Source organism: Streptomyces sp. NPDC101118, from assembly GCF_044759445.1.
Classification (GTDB): Bacteria; Actinomycetota; Actinomycetes; order Streptomycetales; family Streptomycetaceae; genus Streptomyces.
Map to the genome: position 1 here is coordinate 166,641 of NZ_JBIVZG010000008.1, position 15,588 is coordinate 182,228.

At 72.8% G+C, this 15,588-nt stretch carries 12 protein-coding genes; 4 read left to right on the plus strand and 8 right to left on the minus strand.

What is annotated here, in order from left to right; genetic code table 11:
• The first annotated feature begins 12 nt into the window (after window positions 1-12).
• Window positions 13-420, plus strand: coding sequence for an FKBP-type peptidyl-prolyl cis-trans isomerase (locus tag ACIQUQ_RS16150; protein ID WP_403976003.1), 408 nt, complete (start codon window positions 13-15; stop codon window positions 418-420).
• Between the two features lie 27 nt (window positions 421-447).
• Here the strand turns inward: ACIQUQ_RS16150 and ACIQUQ_RS16155 are convergent, their stop codons facing one another.
• The 4 genes from ACIQUQ_RS16155 to ACIQUQ_RS16170 form a co-directional block, all read right to left on the minus strand.
• Window positions 448-1,524 carry an NAD-dependent epimerase/dehydratase family protein gene (locus ACIQUQ_RS16155; RefSeq protein WP_403976006.1) on the minus strand — a complete coding sequence of 359 codons (1,077 nt, stop codon included), beginning with the start codon at window positions 1,522-1,524 and terminating at the stop codon, window positions 448-450.
• Between the two features lie 139 nt (window positions 1,525-1,663).
• Window positions 1,664-3,052, minus strand: coding sequence for an acyltransferase (locus ACIQUQ_RS16160; protein WP_403976008.1), 1,389 nt, complete (start codon window positions 3,050-3,052; stop codon window positions 1,664-1,666).
• A gap of 2 nt (window positions 3,053-3,054) precedes the next feature.
• Window positions 3,055-5,205, minus strand: a complete 2,151-nt coding sequence (locus tag ACIQUQ_RS16165) for a bifunctional polysaccharide deacetylase/glycosyltransferase family 2 protein (protein ID WP_403976010.1) — start codon at window positions 5,203-5,205, stop codon at window positions 3,055-3,057.
• Window positions 5,206-5,317: 112 nt separating this feature from the next.
• On the minus strand, window positions 5,318-5,686 hold the full coding sequence (locus ACIQUQ_RS16170; RefSeq protein ID WP_403976012.1) for a hypothetical protein: 369 nt from the start codon (window positions 5,684-5,686) through the stop codon (window positions 5,318-5,320).
• A 321-nt stretch (window positions 5,687-6,007) separates the two neighbouring features.
• Here ACIQUQ_RS16170 and ACIQUQ_RS16175 point away from each other — a divergent pair, with 321 nt between their 5' ends.
• Complete coding sequence (locus ACIQUQ_RS16175; RefSeq protein WP_403976015.1) at window positions 6,008-6,946, plus strand: glycoside hydrolase family 16 protein; 939 nt, start codon at window positions 6,008-6,010, stop codon at window positions 6,944-6,946.
• A gap of 130 nt (window positions 6,947-7,076) precedes the next feature.
• Here ACIQUQ_RS16175 and ACIQUQ_RS16180 read toward each other — a convergent pair whose 3' ends face one another.
• The 3 genes from ACIQUQ_RS16180 to ACIQUQ_RS16190 form a co-directional block, all read right to left on the minus strand.
• A complete protein-coding gene (locus ACIQUQ_RS16180; protein ID WP_403976291.1) occupies window positions 7,077-8,165 on the minus strand; it encodes a M20 family metallopeptidase in 1,089 nt (362 codons plus the stop codon).
• A gap of 148 nt (window positions 8,166-8,313) precedes the next feature.
• A complete protein-coding gene (locus tag ACIQUQ_RS16185) occupies window positions 8,314-8,829 on the minus strand; it encodes a universal stress protein (RefSeq protein WP_403976017.1) in 516 nt (171 codons plus the stop codon).
• Window positions 8,830-8,834: 5 nt separating this feature from the next.
• Window positions 8,835-10,094 carry an SLC13 family permease gene (locus ACIQUQ_RS16190; protein WP_403976293.1) on the minus strand — a complete coding sequence of 420 codons (1,260 nt, stop codon included), beginning with the start codon at window positions 10,092-10,094 and terminating at the stop codon, window positions 8,835-8,837.
• A gap of 195 nt (window positions 10,095-10,289) precedes the next feature.
• On the opposite strand from ACIQUQ_RS16190, the gene ACIQUQ_RS16195 reads away from it, so the two are divergent.
• Both ACIQUQ_RS16195 and ACIQUQ_RS16200 read left to right on the plus strand, forming a co-directional pair.
• On the plus strand, window positions 10,290-13,013 hold the full coding sequence (locus ACIQUQ_RS16195; protein WP_403976020.1) for a cation-translocating P-type ATPase: 2,724 nt from the start codon (window positions 10,290-10,292) through the stop codon (window positions 13,011-13,013).
• On the plus strand, window positions 13,010-14,767 hold the full coding sequence (locus ACIQUQ_RS16200) for an alpha/beta hydrolase (RefSeq protein WP_403976023.1): 1,758 nt from the start codon (window positions 13,010-13,012) through the stop codon (window positions 14,765-14,767). The genes ACIQUQ_RS16195 and ACIQUQ_RS16200 overlap by 4 nt, the downstream gene beginning before the upstream one ends.
• A 29-nt stretch (window positions 14,768-14,796) precedes the next feature.
• Here the strand turns inward: ACIQUQ_RS16200 and ACIQUQ_RS16205 are convergent, their stop codons facing one another.
• Window positions 14,797-15,552 (minus strand): lysostaphin resistance A-like protein, encoded by a 756-nt coding sequence (locus tag ACIQUQ_RS16205; protein ID WP_403976025.1) that lies wholly within the window; start codon window positions 15,550-15,552, stop codon window positions 14,797-14,799.
• Window positions 15,553-15,588 lie beyond the last annotated feature (36 nt).

Here is a 15,588-nt window from a genome sequence, read left to right on the forward strand (position 1 = left end):
GATGGGGCTGCAATGGGTGCACTGGAGAAGCCGGAGGTCGAGGTTCCGGAGGGTGAGGCTCCTGTCGAGCTGACCGTCCGGGACCTGGTCGTCGGGGACGGGCCGGAGGTGAAGCCGGGCATGGTGGTCAAGGTCCACTACGTCGGGGTGACCTTCGAGACGGGGCAGGAGTTCGACGCCTCCTGGGACCGGGGCGAGCCGTTCAAGTTCGCGCTGGGCAGCGGCCGGGTGATCAAGGGCTGGGACCGGGGAGTGAAGGGGATGCGGGTCGGCGGCCGGCGCGAGATCGTCGTTCCGCCGCGGCTCGGCTACGGGAACCAGTCGCCCACACCGCTGATCCCGCCGGGTTCGACGCTGGTCTTCGTGGTGGACCTGGTCGACTCGTATTCGAGCAAGGGCGGGTGGAGCAGCGCCTCGTGAGGCCGTCTCCCCCGGTCGGCTCGGCGGTCACGCTGCGCGGCGGGTGGTCCAGGCGTGGTGGTGGTCGAGGAGGGTTTCCTGCCAGGGGCGGTAGGTGATGCCGAGTTCCTCGGTGCTCCTGCGGTTGTCGACGGCGAACCTGATGCCGAGGTGCTTGCGGATGTAGTCCTGCGTCAGGCCGAAGGCCGGTCCCAGGAGCCGTACCGGCCAGTGGGGCAGGCCCCACCTGGGCAGGCGGGGGTCCCTGGGGCGTACGGCCAGCAGGGCCCGGGCCATCTCGCGGAACGAGACCATCTCCGGCCGGGCGAGGATGTACCGGCCGTGCGCGCCGGGCTTCTCGGCCGCGGCGATGTGGGCCGCGGCCACGTCGCGGACGTCCACGACCGTGAAGGAGAAGTCGGGTGCGCCGTAGCAGAAGAAGCCCTTGAACAGCTCGTCCACGAGGAAGAGGCTGCCGGATGCCGAGGCGGGGGTCAGCGAGGGCCCGAGCACGAGGCCGGGGTTGACCGACACCATGCGCCAGCGGTCCTGGGCGCGTTCCGCCTCCCACGCGGTCTGCTCGGCGGCGGTCTTGGCGTAGTGGTACGGGTTGTTCTCGACGGTGCTGGTGGTGTTGACGTAGCGCTCGGAGAGGGTGCGGCCGTCCATGTCCAGGACGTCTGCGTAGTCCCCGAAGATCGCGCCGACGGTGGAGGTGAAGACGAGGCGCTCGACCGTGAGGGTCCGCTCGATGCCGGCCAGGACGTTGCGGGTGCCGGTCAGCGCCGGCTCCACCACGTCCTTGAGGCCGTCCTTGATCTGCTCGGGCATGAGGAAGGGCGAGGCGACGTGGAAGACGACCCGGCACCCGTCCATCGCCGCGTCGAAGGAACCCGCCACGAGCAGGTCGGCCTCGAACAGCTCCAGCCGGCCGGGGAAGCCGTCGGCCATCTCGCGCAGGGGGCGCACCTTCGCCGCGTCCCGCAGCGACCGGACCGTGGCGTGGACGCGGTAGCCGCGCTCCAGCAACGCCCGGACCAGGTGGCTGCCGACGAACCCGGTGCCGCCGGTCACGAGCACCGGGTCCCCGTCCGCGCCCTGTGTGCTGTCCGCGTCCACGTCCACGCCCCCACCGTCCCTCGGCCGCCTCGGCCGCACTCGCCGCGCGACGGCCGCGCGGGTCGCCGGAGCCTATGCCGGAGGCCCGCCCGGCACCAGGGGTTCACGGTGCCGGGCGTCGGGTGCGGGGGTGCCTGCCGCCCCGTCAGCCGGCCGAGCGGCGTCTGCCGCGTTGGCGGCGCGGGTACGGGAGGAGGCGGGGCGGGCGCTTGGCCGCCACGTCCTCGACCCAGCCGAAGGTCAGGACGAGCAGCGCGACCAGCGGGATCGCCACCAGGAGCGTGAACCACTGGCTGGCCAGCAGCCACTGGAAGTGCTCGTAGACGAAGGGAACGCTCCAGAGGGGGTCGATCAGCGGGATCGCGGCCACGAGCGCCACCTGGTGCCAGAGGTAGACGCTGACGGCACGTGCGTTGAGGAAGCTGATCAGGCCGTTCCAGCGCTCCAGCCACCGGGGCCACCGGTCCCAGGACGGGCTGATGTGGAGCAGGATGGCGACGAAGCCGAGCGACCACAGGGCCTGGGCGATGGGCCAGGCCTCGATGTCGGTCGGCACGGTCGGGTCGACCGGCCGGGTCTGGAGGTACCAGAAGCCCGCCACCATGACGAGCGGCGCGACGGACGGCAGCACGTACTGGGGGATCCTCTTGAGGAGCCCCTCCTGGTGGGCCATGCCGAGGATCCAGCAGGAGCCGAACATGGCGAAGTCGCTCGCGGTCTCCCAGACCCGGTAGTAGACGAACTCCTGGTCGGCGAAGAACGTGTGCATCACGATCGTCAGCGCCAGCGGGGTGAACAGCGTCACCCACGGGAGTCGTCGCAGCGCCCGGAGTATCAGCGGGGAGAACAGGACGTACCAGAGGTAGGCGCGGAGGTACCAGAGCGGTACGACGATCTGGGCGGCCCAGGACTGTTCCACGAGACCGAAGCCGGTCAGCTCGTCCGCGTACGGCGGGGTGCTCAGCGGCAGGATCCAGAACGCCATCTTGGACCACCACCAGTTGGGGTGGCCCTCGGAGTCGGGACCCCAGCCGTCGATGATCTGGAGGGTGATCAGGACGGCGCCGAACAGCCACATCGGGGGCAGCAGGCGGCGCAGGCGGCCGCGGATCACGCCGAGGGCGGGGCGGCTGAGCGAGCGGGCCATCAGGGAGCCGGCGAGGGCGAACATCACGCCCATCGACGGGAAGACGAGGGGCAGCCAGCCCCAGACGAAGTTGTGGTAGAGCAGCACGCGGCCGAGTGCCAGCGCGCGGAGGAGGTCGAGGTAGCGGTCGCGGCCGCGGGCGGGCCGGGGCTGGTCGTCGGGAGTCCCGGGCGTCTCGGGGGCCTCGGGTGCCCCGGGTTCCCAGGGTGCTTCCGGTCCCGGCTCGGGCCACGGCTCGGGCCACGCCTCGGGCCGGCGCTGGTACGCGCCCGCCGGCGGGGCGGGTGCCGCCTGCTCGGGCGGTGCCGTCTGCTGCGGTCGCGGCATGGGCGGAACCCTCAGCTTGAGGGTGTCCTGGTTGCGTCCGAAGTGCATGGGTGCGGTCACGGTCAGGCCTCCACCGGTGCGGCGACCTCGCCGGTGCGCCGGAGCTTCTGCCAGCGCAGGCGGCCACCGGTCATCGCCGTGATCGCGGACTGCAGCAGGACGACGTACATCAGCTGCCGGTAGACCAGTTGCTGGATCGGCAGGCTGATCAGGTGCCAGGGCTTCTCCCGGTCGAGCCGGAAGGCGTACCAGGACAGCGCGGCCTGGACGAGGACGAAGCCGCCCCAGCTGGTGAGGGTGAGCGCCGCGTCCCCGAAGAACACGCCGTACAGCAGGAACAGGTCGACCAGCGGGGCCAGCAGCGGGGCGACCACGCCGAACAGCACGATGAGCGGCAGCCCGAGCCGTCCGAAGCGGCGGGCCGGCCCGTCGGAGGTCACCGCGCCGCGGTGCTTCCACATGGCCTGCATGCTGCCGTAGCTCCAGCGGTAGCGCTGGGACCAGAGCTGCTGGAGGCTGGCGGGGGCCTCGGTCCAGGCGCGGGCGTGCTCGGCGTAGACGATCCGCCAGCCCTCGCAGAGCACCGCGATGGTGATGTCGGTGTCCTCGGCGAGGGTGTCGTCGCTCATGCCGCCGGCCTGCCGGAGGGCCTCCTTGCGGAAGGCGCCGACCGCGCCGGGGATGGTGGGGATGACGCCCAGCATGTCGTACATCCGGCGGTCCAGGTTGTGGCCGAGGACGTACTCGATGTGCTGCCAGGCGCCGATGAGGCTGTCGCGGTTGCCGACCTTGGCGTTGCCCGCGACGGCGCCGATCGCCGGGTCGCCGAAGGGCTGGACCAGTTCGCGGACGGTGGACGGCTCGAAGACGGTGTCGCCGTCCATCATCACGATGATGTCGTACGAGGCGGCGGCGATGCCGGCGTTGAGTGCGCTGGACTTGCCGCCGTTGGCCTTGCGGATCAGCCGGACGAACGGCAGGTCCATCGCCTCGACGATGTCGGCGGTGCCGTCCGTGGAGCCGTCGTCGATGACGATCACCTCGATCGGGTGGTCGCCGGCGGCGAGGGAGTTGAGGGTGTTCGCTATGCACTCGCGCTCGTTGTACGCGGGTACGAGCACGGTCACCGGCTGGGTGACGGGCGGGCCCCAGGCGTCGCGGCGCTTGGCGCGGCGGGCGTGGACGGGGGCGAGGACCAGCATCAGCGCGAAGCGGCCGAAGTTGAGGAAGCCGACCACGGCGAGCAGCCCGACCAGTACGGGCAGGGTGAGCACGGCGAACTGGGTGGCCCAGAGGTACCCCTTGCCCGCCCACAGCTGGTAGCCCTGCACCGGCACGGTGGCACTGGAGGCGCCGAGCGCGTCGGAGATGGTGGTGAAGCGGTAGCCCTGGGCCTGCAGCCGGTCGATGATCTGGCCGAGCGCGGCGAGGGTCTGCGTGCGGTCGCCGCCGGCGTCGTGGAGCAGGATGACGGCGCCCGCGCCGGGCCTGGTCGGCATCGCAGCCTTGACGATCTTCTCGACACCGGGGCGCTTCCAGTCGTCGGTGTCGCGGTCGACGAACGCGGTGAGGTAGCCGCGCGCGCCGACGTACTTGATCACCGGGTAGTTCCAGTCGTCCATCGCCGTGGCGTCGGAGGAGTACGGCGGGCGGAACAGGGCGCTGTGGACGCCGGCCACGCCGGCCAGGGCCAGCTGCGTCTGGGCCAGCTCCCAGCTGATCCGGGCGTGGGACTGGTACACGAGGTCGGGGTGGGTGAAGGTGTGCACGCCGAGTTCGTGGCCGCCGGCGACGATCTGCCTGATCAGCTCCGGCTCGCGGGTGGTCATGGCGCCGGTGACGAAGAAGTCCGCGCGTACGCCGCGGTCCGCGAGGATCTTGAGGATCTTCGGGGTCCACTTCGGCGAGGGGCCGTCGTCGAAGCTCAGTACGGCGGTGCGGTCGGGGATGCGGTAGCTCACGGGCTGCTCGTTGCGGCTGCCGCGCGCGTCGATGACCGGTCCGCCCTTGAGCAGGTGGCGCGGGACGCTGAACTTGTCGACCGAGATCGCGATCCGGGAGTCGTGGAACGCCTCGTTGGTGGCGAGGCCGCGCAGGACGAGCAGCGCGAGCAGGCAGGCCAGCAGGGACAGCGGCATGAAGAAGCGCAGCGGTGGCGCGGCCAGTCGGCGCGGCCTCAGCAGGGACTGCCGGCGGCGCTGGTGGCGGGACAATGACGCTCCTGGAGATGGGTGGTGCGGGCGATCGGTGGTGCGGGGCCGGCCTGGCGGGCCGGGGGGGGTCGTCGTCCCGGGCGTCGCCGGACCGTCCTCGGGCCTTCGTGGGTCAGGAGGAGGCGGACGAGTACGAGGACGTCGACGGCGACGGCGACGGAGATGCGGACGGCGCTGACGGGCGGGTGCGCGCCGGCGACGGCAGGGGGGTGGGCGGGGCGGGGGCCCAGGTGGGCTGCTCCGGCACGCCCATCGCCGGGGCGTCGGCCTGTACGCCGATCAGACTGCTGCCCATGGCGACCGCCAGGACCGCGCCGATCACCGAGACGGGCCAGCCGAAGCCCCGTAGCAGGCGGCCGCGCGTGCCCGACTGGTCGACGAACACGGGTGCGGGAGCGGGTTCCTCGGGGCTCGGCCCTGGGGTGTCGGGCTGCGCCTGGTACGCCGATCCGCGTTCGAAGAAATTGAAATCTTGGCGCACCTTGCGAGGGCCTTTCAGTGCAGGGTACGTAGACCGCGGGATCGCAGGGCGAACGCTAGTGCACCGGCCCGATTCGACTTGGACCCGTTGTCTGGATTTGGCGTGATCTGCTCGGCCGTCGTAATCGGATCGAAATGCCAAATTCTCGTACCGGAGGGTAGTTCCGCCCGCGCACGGGGCCGTGGCGGCGAATGCCTCCGGGGCCTTTAGGATGACGCCTCACGTGACCGCGATCTTCGGATCTGCGATCAGCAGACCAGTAATCGATCTTTACGAATCCGGGCGTGTTCCGAAACCGCCTCTGCGCCCCAAGGAGCCCGTGTGAGCCTGCCCCGCCGCACCTCTCGTCGCCGCGCGTGGAGCGCGCTCACGCTGCCCGCCCTGCTGTGCGTGCTCGCCGCGTGCTCCGGCGCCCCGGGTGGCGACGATGCCGCCGCGCCGGCCCCGAGCACTCCGCCGACCCCGACTGGACCGCCCGGAACCCTGTTCGACGACTTCCAGTACGGCGGCGCCGACGACCCCGCCTTCGCCGCCAACGGCTGGGAGGTGCGTACGGGCGGGGGCGGCCCGGGCATCAAGGACACCTGGTCCGGCGGCGCCGGGTTCCCCGCCGACCCGACGGCCCAGGGCGGCCGCGTCCTGCAGCTCCGCGCCTCCACCGACGGCACCGCGCAGGGCACGAGCCAGGTCGAGGTGCAGAGCACCGGCCGGAACCTCTTCACCGGGACCTTCGCCGCCCGCGTCCACTTCAGCGACGAACCGACCAGCGGCCGCGACGGCGACCACGTCGTCCAGACCTTCTTCCCGATCTCACCCGCGGACTCGTCGGAGAACTACAGCGAACTGGACTGCGAGTACCTGCCGAACGGCGGCTGGGGCTCGGTCGGGCCGCAGCTCGACAACGTCAGCTGGTACAAGGCCGACCCGCCGGACCGCGTCAGCCACACCCTGAAGAAGCGCCTCCGGGGCTGGCACATCCTGATGATCACCGCCATGGACGGCAAGGTCACCTACTCGCTGGACGGCAAGGACCTCTTCACCAGCTCCGGCAAGTACGTCCCGCGCGAGAAGATGGACGTCCATTTCAGCAGCTGGTTCATCGACCTCCCCTTCACCGGCGGCCCGCGCACCTGGGACATGAAGGTCAACTGGTTCTACTACAAGGCCGACGAGGCCGTCTCCCACACGGAAATCAAAAACACGGTGAACGGCTTCTACACCGCCGGCACCCACCACATCAACACGATCCCGAAGTCCTGACCCGCCCCCCCGGAATTCCGAAACCCGCCACCAAGATCCATTTCTACACCCGCTCAACTTCCGCCCCGAAAAAGACAAAAGACGAACCGTCAATTCTTCTTCGGATCATTTACGCACCGTCAGGTGCGGTTCACTGCAGGGCTCCCACGAGGTGGGCCAGGAGGCGGGATCTGGGGGGCATCGTGGGGGTGAGGACGTGTTCGTGGTCGGCGTGGGCGCCGTCGCCGACGGCGCCCAGGCCGTCGAGGGTGGGGCAGCCGACGCCGGCGGTGTAGTTGCCGTCCGAGCCGCCGCCGACGGCGGCGGCCCGGCCCAGGGGGGCCATGCCCAGGCGGGCGGCGATGTCCTCGGCCAGGGCGAAGAGCTTTTCGGAGGCGGTGGTTTCCAGCGGCGGGCGGTTCGGGCCGCCGGAGATGCGCAGGCTCGCTTCCGGGTCGTGCGGGCGCAGGGCGCGGATCAGGCGGTCGGTGGTGTCCTGGGCGGCGGCGCCGGGGACGCGTACGTCCACGCTGAGGTCGGCGCGGGCGGGGACGGTGTTGGCCGTGCTGCCGGCCGAGGCCAGGGTCGGGGTGACCGTCGTCCCGGGTCCGGTGCGCTCGTTCACCGTGTCGGCGATCTGCCGCAACGCCAGGATCTGGTGGGCGAGTTCGGTGGCCGCGTTGATGCCCTTCTCGGGTTCCAGGCCCGCGTGTGCGGCGCGGCCGAGGACCGTGATCCCGTAGAACGAGACGCCCTTGCGGCCGGTCTTGAGAGCGCCGCCCGGGCCGGACGGCTCCAGGACGAAGGTGGCCGCGCACTGCCGCGCCAGGTCCTCGACGAGGTGGCGGGAGGTGCCGGAACCGACCTCCTCGTCGCCCGTGACCAGGACGCACACCCCGTCGAGCGAAGGCAGGGAGGCCAGGGCGTGGAACATCTGGACCAGGCCGGCCTTCATGTCGAAGACGCCGGGGCCCCGGGCGACGCCGTCCTCGACCGACCAGGGGTGGGTGGTGAGCGAGCCGATCGGCCAGACGGTGTCGTGGTGGCCCACCAGCAGCACCCGAGGGGTGGTGCCGAACATCCACCGGACGTGGGTGACGCCGTCGACGACGAGCGTGTGGGGCTGCCCGCCGAGGAGCCGGGTGCCCTGCTCGGCGACGACGTGCGCGCTGCGGGCCACCGCGGTGTGGTCGGCGGAGTACGACTCGCAGGTCACCAGCTCTTCGAGGTCGGCGAGCATGGCGTCGAGCCGGGGCAGGGCGGGGACGGACACGTGGTCCGCCCACGGGTGGTGGGGTCCTCGGTCAGTCGGCACGGTGCGTCCTCCGGGTCGGGATGGCCTCCACGCTAGGCACGCCGGGCGCCGCCGGGGTGGTGGCGCGCCCGTGTCACGTCTCCGGCGGGCCGGGCCGCGGGGCGTGGCCGGGCGGTACGGGGTCCGGCCAGACCAGGAGGACCGGGCACGGGGCGTGGTCGACGACGTGCCGGGCGGCCGGGCCGATGCCGTGCGGGCCGGGGTGGGCGCGGTCCCCGTCGCGGGCCAGGACCAGCAGGTCGGCCGCCCCGGCTTCGGCGAGCACCTCGCGTTCGACGCGCCCGGTGCGTTCGCGCCGCGTGCAGGGGCGGCCCAGGCGGTCGGCGGCGTCGCGGAGGAGCCGTTCCGCCGAGGCGGTGGCAAGGTGTTCCATGCGGGTGCCCGGGTCGCTCCCCCAGCCCCCGGCCGGGCGGTCCTCCGGCGGGTGGCCCCGGCCCAGCAGGCCGGCGAACGCGCCGTGCGCGGCGCCCGGTACGCCGGCCGGGGTGACGTGCAACAGGACGATCGCGGCGTCCGCCGGGGCGTGGGCGCGGGCGGCGTCCACACAGGCGGGCCAGGTGCCCTCGACGATCCAGACGACCACGCGCACGGGCGTCAGCCTCCTCCGATGACGGTCAGTGAGACCCACAGTGCCGGTACCGCCGCGGCCAGGGCGGCGGGCACCGCGTACAGGCCGAGCCGGGTGAACTCCTTCAGTTCCACCTCACTGTCGTGCGCGTGGACGATGCGCCGCCACAGGAGGGTCGCCAGGGAGCCCGCATAGGTGAGGTTGGGGCCGATGTTGACGCCCAGCAGGACGGCGAGGACGGCCCCCGGCCCCAGCGGGGCGGTCAGCGGCAGCAGGACGAGGACCGCCGGCAGGTTGTTGATCACGTTGGCGAGTACGGCGGCCAGCGCGGCCAGCACGAAGAGTTCCGGCAGCCCCGTGCCGTCCGGGACCACCCGCCCCAGTACGTCGTCGAGCCCGTTGTCGACCACGGCTCGCACCACGACCCCCAGCGCCAGTACGAAGGCCAGGAACGGCACGGAGGCGGCACCCAGCAGGGCCCGCGGGGTGGTGCGCCGCCGCGCCAGGGCGCGTACGGCGAGGGCCAGCGCCCCGGCGAGGGCGGCCCACGCCGGGTCGACGCCGACCGCCGAGGTCACCACGAAGCCGGCCAGCGTGCACCCCACGGTGACGAGGGCGAAGACGGGCAGCGGCGGCGCTTCGACGGCGGCGGGCGCCTCCGCCCCGGCGTCGAGGTCGGTGGCGAAGAAGCGGCGGAAGACCAGGTACTCGACCCCGATGGCCGCCGCCCACGGCAGGGCCATCAGCGCGGCGAACCGGGTGAAGCTGAGGCCGCTGGCCGCGAACGCCAGCAGGTTGGTGAGGTTGGAGACCGGCAGCAGCAGGGACGCCGTGTTCGACAGGTGGGTGCAGGCGTACACGTGTGGTTTGGGACGGGCGCCGATCCGGGCGGCGGTGGCGAACACCACCGGGGTGAGCAGCACCACCGTGGCGTCGAGGCTCAGCACCGCCGTGATCGCGGAGGCGGCCAGGAACACCTGGGCCAGCAGCCGGCGCGGCCGGGCCGCCGCCGTACGCGCCATCCACGCCCCGCACGCCTGGAACAGCCCCTCGTCGTCGCAGAGCTTGGCGAGGACCAGCACGGCGGCGAGGAAGCCGGTCACCGGTCCGAGGCGCTCGGCCTCGGCCAGCGCGTCGTCGGGGGAGATGGCGCCGGTGACGACGAGCAGCGCGGCGGCCGGGACTGCGGTCACCGCCTCGGGCCGGCCGAAGGGGCGGACGACGGCGCAGACCAGGACGAGGACGAGCAGGGCCGCGGACAGCGCCTCCGCGAGCTGGGCGTTCAGGGTGGGGTCCTTCCGCGTCTCGGCGGCCGGCCCGCCTGTGCTCCATCACCCCGCACGGTACCCGTCGCCACGCCGCGCCCCCGCGCTGACCTGCTGCGGTCCCGCCGTCGGCACGGCGCGGGCCGCCCCGGCTCCGGCAGGCGAAGTCGGGCGGGCGCGCCGACAATGAACAGGCCACGGATCGGAGGCGGGACCATGACGGAACGGCCGGTTGCCCTGGGAGGGGCGCACGGGGCGGCGGGGTACGACTGGTACGCGCGCACGCCCGCCGAGGTCCTCGGCGCGTTCGGCGTCGATCCCGGGGCCGGCCTGTCGGCCGACCGGGCGGCGGAGCTGCTGAGGGCGCACGGTCCGAACGCGCTCCCCGAGGAGCGGCGGGTCCCGGCCTGGCGCCGCTTCCTCGCCCAGTACCGCAGCTACATGCAGCTCGTGCTCGTGGCGGCCGCGATCGTCTCCCTGCTCATCCAGGAGTGGACGACGGCGGTCCTGCTCGTCGTCCTGACGCTGCTGAACGCGGTCGTGGGCCTGCGTCAGGAGGGCAAGGCGGAGAGCGCGATGAACGCGCTGCAGTCGATGCTCAAGGCCACGGCCCGGGTGCGCAGGCAGGGGGTGGAGGCCGAGATCCCGGCCGAGCAGCTGGTCGTCGGCGACATCGTGCTCATCTCGGCCGGGGACCAGGTGGGGGCGGACGGGCGGATCGTCGAGGCCAGTGCCCTGCAGATCGACGAGTCGGCGCTCACCGGCGAGAGCGTGCCCGCGGCCAAGGACACCGGGGCGCTGGCCGGGCCGCTGCCGACGCCCGGGGACCGGACCAACATGGCGTTCATGAACACGCCGGTGACGCACGGCAACGGCGTGCTGGTCGTCACCGCGACCGGTGCCGACACCGAACTCGGCAAGATCTCCGGGATGCTGTCGGCCACCGAGAAGGAGGTGCCGCCGCTCACCCGGGAGCTCAACACCCTGACGCTGTGGATCACCGCGGCGGCCGGCCTGACCATGATCGTGATGTTCGCGCTGGGGCGCCAGCGGGACCAGGCGTGGGACGCCCTGTTCGTCAGCGCGGTGTCGCTGGCGATCGCGGCGATCCCGGAGGCGCTGCCGACCGTGACGCAGGCGATCCTGTCCGTCGGCAGCCTCAACCTGGCCGAGCGGAACGCGATCGTCAAGGAGCTGCCGTCGGTCGAGACGCTGGCCTTCACCTCGGCGATCAACTCCGACAAGACCGGCACCCTGACGATGAACCAGGTGACGGTCGTCGAGGTGGTGACGCCCACCGACCGGTACACGGTCTCCGGTACGGGCTACGGGCTCGAAGGGCAGGTCCACCACGCGGCGGGGGCCGCGGCCGGCGTGGAGGAGGCGGTCCTGCCGTACCTCGTCACCAACGACGCCAAGCTGGTGGACGGCGTGCCGGTGGGCGACCCCACCGAGGCGGCGCTCCTGGTCCTCGGGCACAAGGCCGGGCTGGACGCCGACGCCACCAGGGAGCGCCTCCCCCGGCTCGCCACGCTGCCGTTCGACCCGGGCTACAAGCTGATGGCCACCTTCCACTCCGCGACCGGCGCCGACGGCAGGGAGGTCGTCCGGTGCTTCGTGAAGGGCGCGGTCCCGGCGGTGACGGCACGAGCGGCGACCGCCCTGGCGGCCGGCGGGACGATCCCCTGGGACGCCGCCCTGGCCAAACGGGCCGACGCGCAGACGGAGCGGATGGGCGGCGAGGGGCGCCGGGTGATGGCCGCCGCCACCCGGGACCTCGACCCGGCCGGGTTCGACCCGGCGGGCGACCTGCTCGGGTACGTCACCGACCTGCGGGTGACCAGCCTCGTCGGCATGGTCGACCCGCCCCGCGAGGAGGCGAAGGACGCCGTGGCGGGCGCCCAGGCGGCGCACATCAGGGTCCGCATGGTCACCGGGGACGACGTCACCACCGGCGCCGCCATCGCCCGTCAGCTCGGGATCCCCGGCGAGGCGGTCCTGGGCGCCGAGTTCGCCGCCATGAGCGAGGAGGAGCAGCTCGCCCGGATCGACGGGATCGGCGTGGTCGGGCGCGTCGCGCCGGAGCACAAGGTGATGCTCGCCGAGACGCTCAAGAAGAAGGGCGAGGTCGTGGCAATGACCGGGGACGGCGTCAACGACGCCCCGGCCATCAAGGCCGCCGACATCGGGATCGCCATGGGCAGCGGCACGGACGTCGCGAAGAACGCCGGCCGCATGATCCTGTCCGACGACAACTTCGCCACCATCGTCTACGCCGTGCGGCAGGGCCGCAGGATCTACGACAACCTCACCAAGTACATCCGGTTCGTCCTGCTCCTGCTGGTGACGTTCGTGCTCACCTTCCTCGGCGCCACCGTGTTCGACATCGCGGCCGGCGAGCCCTTCACCCCGCCGCAGGTGCTGTGGATCCACTTCGTGGTGAACGCGTCCTTCGGCTTCGCGCTCGGCTTCGACCGGGAGAGCCCCGGGCTGATGAGCCGCAGACCGCGCCCCCGCGGGGAGTCGGTGCTCACCCGTCCCGTCCTGGTCACGGTCGGCCTCGCCGGGCTCGCGGTCACCGTCCTGCTGCTGGGGCTCGTCACGCTCGGCGAGGAGCTGTTCGACGGCGTGGAGACCGGCCAGTCCATCGCGTTCACGGCGTTCTCCCTCTGCCTGATCGTGGCGGCGTTCGAGTGCCGCAGCGAGACGGAGTCGGTGCTGACCCCCGCCACCTTCGACAGCCGGCAGATGAACTGGGTGGCGCTGGCCCAGCTGGTGCTCGCCGTGATGGTGACGCAGCTGGACGGCTTCCGGAACCTGCTCGGGACGACCCGGATCGACGCCCGCCAGTTCGGCTGGGCCGTGCTGGCCGCGCTGGTGCTGCTGGTCCTGTGGGAGCTGGGCAAGTGGGTGGCCAGGCGCTCCGGGGGCGCGCGATGATCACCGACCGGCCGAGGCCTCCCGACGAACCGGAGCCCCCGGAGGAGCCGGCGCGGCCCGAGGGAACGGAGCGCCACGAAGGAGCGGCGCCCGCCGCGGAATCCCCGCCCCCGCTCTCCCGCAGGCGCCGCCGGTGGATCAGCCTCACGCTGCCCGGCTGCTGGGGTGCCCTGCTCCTCGCCTGCCTGTCGTTCACCCCCTCGCTCCTCCCCCGCGGCGGCGTCCTCCAGGGCCTCATCTGCGGCATCAGCGGGGCCATCGGGTACGGGCTCGGCGTCGTCGCGGCGTACGTGTGGCGCGCGTTCGCCGACCGGGAGGCGCGGCCCGCCACGCACCGGTCGTGGCAGGTCCTGATCATCACCGCCGTCGTGCTCTTCGGCCTCGCCTTCGGGTTCGGCCAGTACTGGCAGCGGGAGATCCGCAAGCTCATGGGCGTCACCGAGTTCAGCGTCCTCGCCACCGTCGCCTGCCCGTTCATCGCCCTGCTCGTCTTCTGGCTGCTCCTCTACGCGGGACGCGGGCTCCGGCGCGCGTACCACTGGGTCGTCCGCCTCCTCGGGCGCTGGATCGGCGCGAAGGCCACGAAGGTGGTCGGCTGGCTCGTGGTGGCGGGCCTGGCCTGGTCCGTGTTCAGCGGCGTGCTGCTGGGCGGCTTCGTCAACGCCGCCAACGAGGCGTTCTCCCTGCGCGACACGGAGACGCCGGAGGGCGTGCACCAGCCGACCTCCACCCTGCGCTCCGGCGGCCCCGGCTCGCTCATCCCGTGGGACACGCTGGGCCGCCAGGGCCGGGCCTTCACCGGCAGCGGTCCGACCGCCGCGGACATCAGCGCGTTCACGCACCGCACGGCCCGGGAGCCCGTACGCGCCTACGCCGGCCTGGACACGGCCGGCAGCGCGGAGGACCGGGCGGAGCGGGCCGTCGCCGACCTGCAGCGGGCGGGCGGCTTCGACCGGACGAACCTGCTGGTCATGACCACCACCGGCAGCGGCTGGGTCGACCCGGCGGCCGTGGACACGTTCGAGTACCTGGGCGGCGGCGACGCGGCCACGGTCGCGATGCAGTACTCGTACCTGCCGTCCTGGCTGTCGTACCTGGTCGACCAGTCCAAGGCGCGCGAGGCCGGCCGCGAGCTCTTCGACGCGGTGTACGACGTCTGGTCCGGGCTGCCCCAGGACCGGCGGCCGCGGCTGTTCGTGGCGGGCGAGAGCCTGGGCTCGTTCGGCGGCGAGACGGCCTTCAGCGGCGAGTACGACCTGCGCAACCGCACCGCCGGCACCCTCTTCGCCGGGCCGCCCAACTTCAACGTCCTGTTCCGGGAGTTCAGCGACCAGCGCGAGCCCGGCAGCCCGGAGATCGAGCCCGTCTACAAGGAGGGGCGGACCGTACGCTTCACCGACGGGCCGGCCTCCGGGATCCCGCCGGCGGACCGGCCGTGGGACGGCACGCGGGTGCTGTACCTGATGCACCCGTCCGACCCGATCGTCTGGTGGAGCCCGGAGCTGCTGCTCTCCGAACCCGACTGGATCGGCGAAGCGCCGGGCGGCGACGTGCTCGAAGCGATGGTGTGGATCCCGTTCGTGACGTTCTGGCAGGTCACCGCCGACCTGCCGTTCTCCACCGGGGTGCCGGACGGCCACGGGCACACGTACAAGGCCGAGTACGTCGACGGCTGGAACGCCGTGATGCGGCCCACCGGATTCACGCCGCAGGACCTGGACCGGCTGAAGGAACTCGTCAGGCCCCAGGACTGAGCGGGCGGGCGCCGGGCCCCGCGGGGCGGTCAGCGCAGCACGAAGCCGAAGAGGTAGCCGAGCGCGTTGACCGCCCAGTGCAGCCCCATCGGGGCCAGGAGACTGCCGCTGCGGCGCCGCAGTTCGCAGAACAGGACGCCGGCGGCCGCCGTGAACAGCACGGCGCCCGCGACCGCCAGCCCGGCCCCGAACGCCGAGTCGCCGAACACCGGGTCGAGCGCGGGCTTCGCCGTCGACAGGCGCAGCGAGGGCAGTACGTGCCACAGGCCGAACAGCACGCTCGACACGGCCGTCGCCCACCCGGTGCCCCGGGCCCGGGCGACCAGCCCGTACAGCACCCCGCGGAACGCGGTCTCCTCCAGCAGGACGGTGCCGAGGGGGACCAGCACCAGTACGCGGAGCGCCAGTTGGCCGGCGTCCAGGTCCGCGTACCGCCGGTCCTCGAACAGCGGCCTGGTGGCCGGCAGCAGCGCCCCGATCAGGTAGACGGCGCCGACCAGGCCGACCAGCGCCAGCGCCCAGCGGGCGCCGCGGCCCAGTGTGCCGGGCGCCAGTCCCGCGTCGGCCAGGGTGCCGCCGGCCAGGAAGAGCACGCCGAGCAGCAGGCCGGCCCCGACGACGGACGTCAGCAGGGCGGCCGCACCGGACCACTGGTGGATGAGGACGTTGGCGGCGGCGAGCACGGCCACGGTGAGCGCGACCGCGGGCCAGGTGCCGAGGGAACCGCGCCACCGGCCGCGCGGGCGGGCGTCCGGGGTGCCGTGGTCCTGGTCGCGGGAAGGCACTGCGGAGTCCGTCCTTCCGTTGCCGACGGGTCGTCT

What these genes read in the sequence shown, in the direction of transcription:
- ACIQUQ_RS16180 (WP_403976291.1), bottom strand. Translation starts at nt 8,165, where the DNA reads ATGCTCGCCGACCTCGAAGAGCTGGTGACCTGCGAGTCGTACTCCGCC.
- ACIQUQ_RS16150 (WP_403976003.1), top strand. Translation starts at nt 13, where the DNA reads ATGGGTGCACTGGAGAAGCCGGAGGTCGAGGTTCCGGAGGGTGAGGCT.
- ACIQUQ_RS16195 (WP_403976020.1), top strand. Translation starts at nt 10,290, where the DNA reads ATGACGGAACGGCCGGTTGCCCTGGGAGGGGCGCACGGGGCGGCGGGG.
- ACIQUQ_RS16200 (WP_403976023.1), top strand. Translation starts at nt 13,010, where the DNA reads ATGATCACCGACCGGCCGAGGCCTCCCGACGAACCGGAGCCCCCGGAG.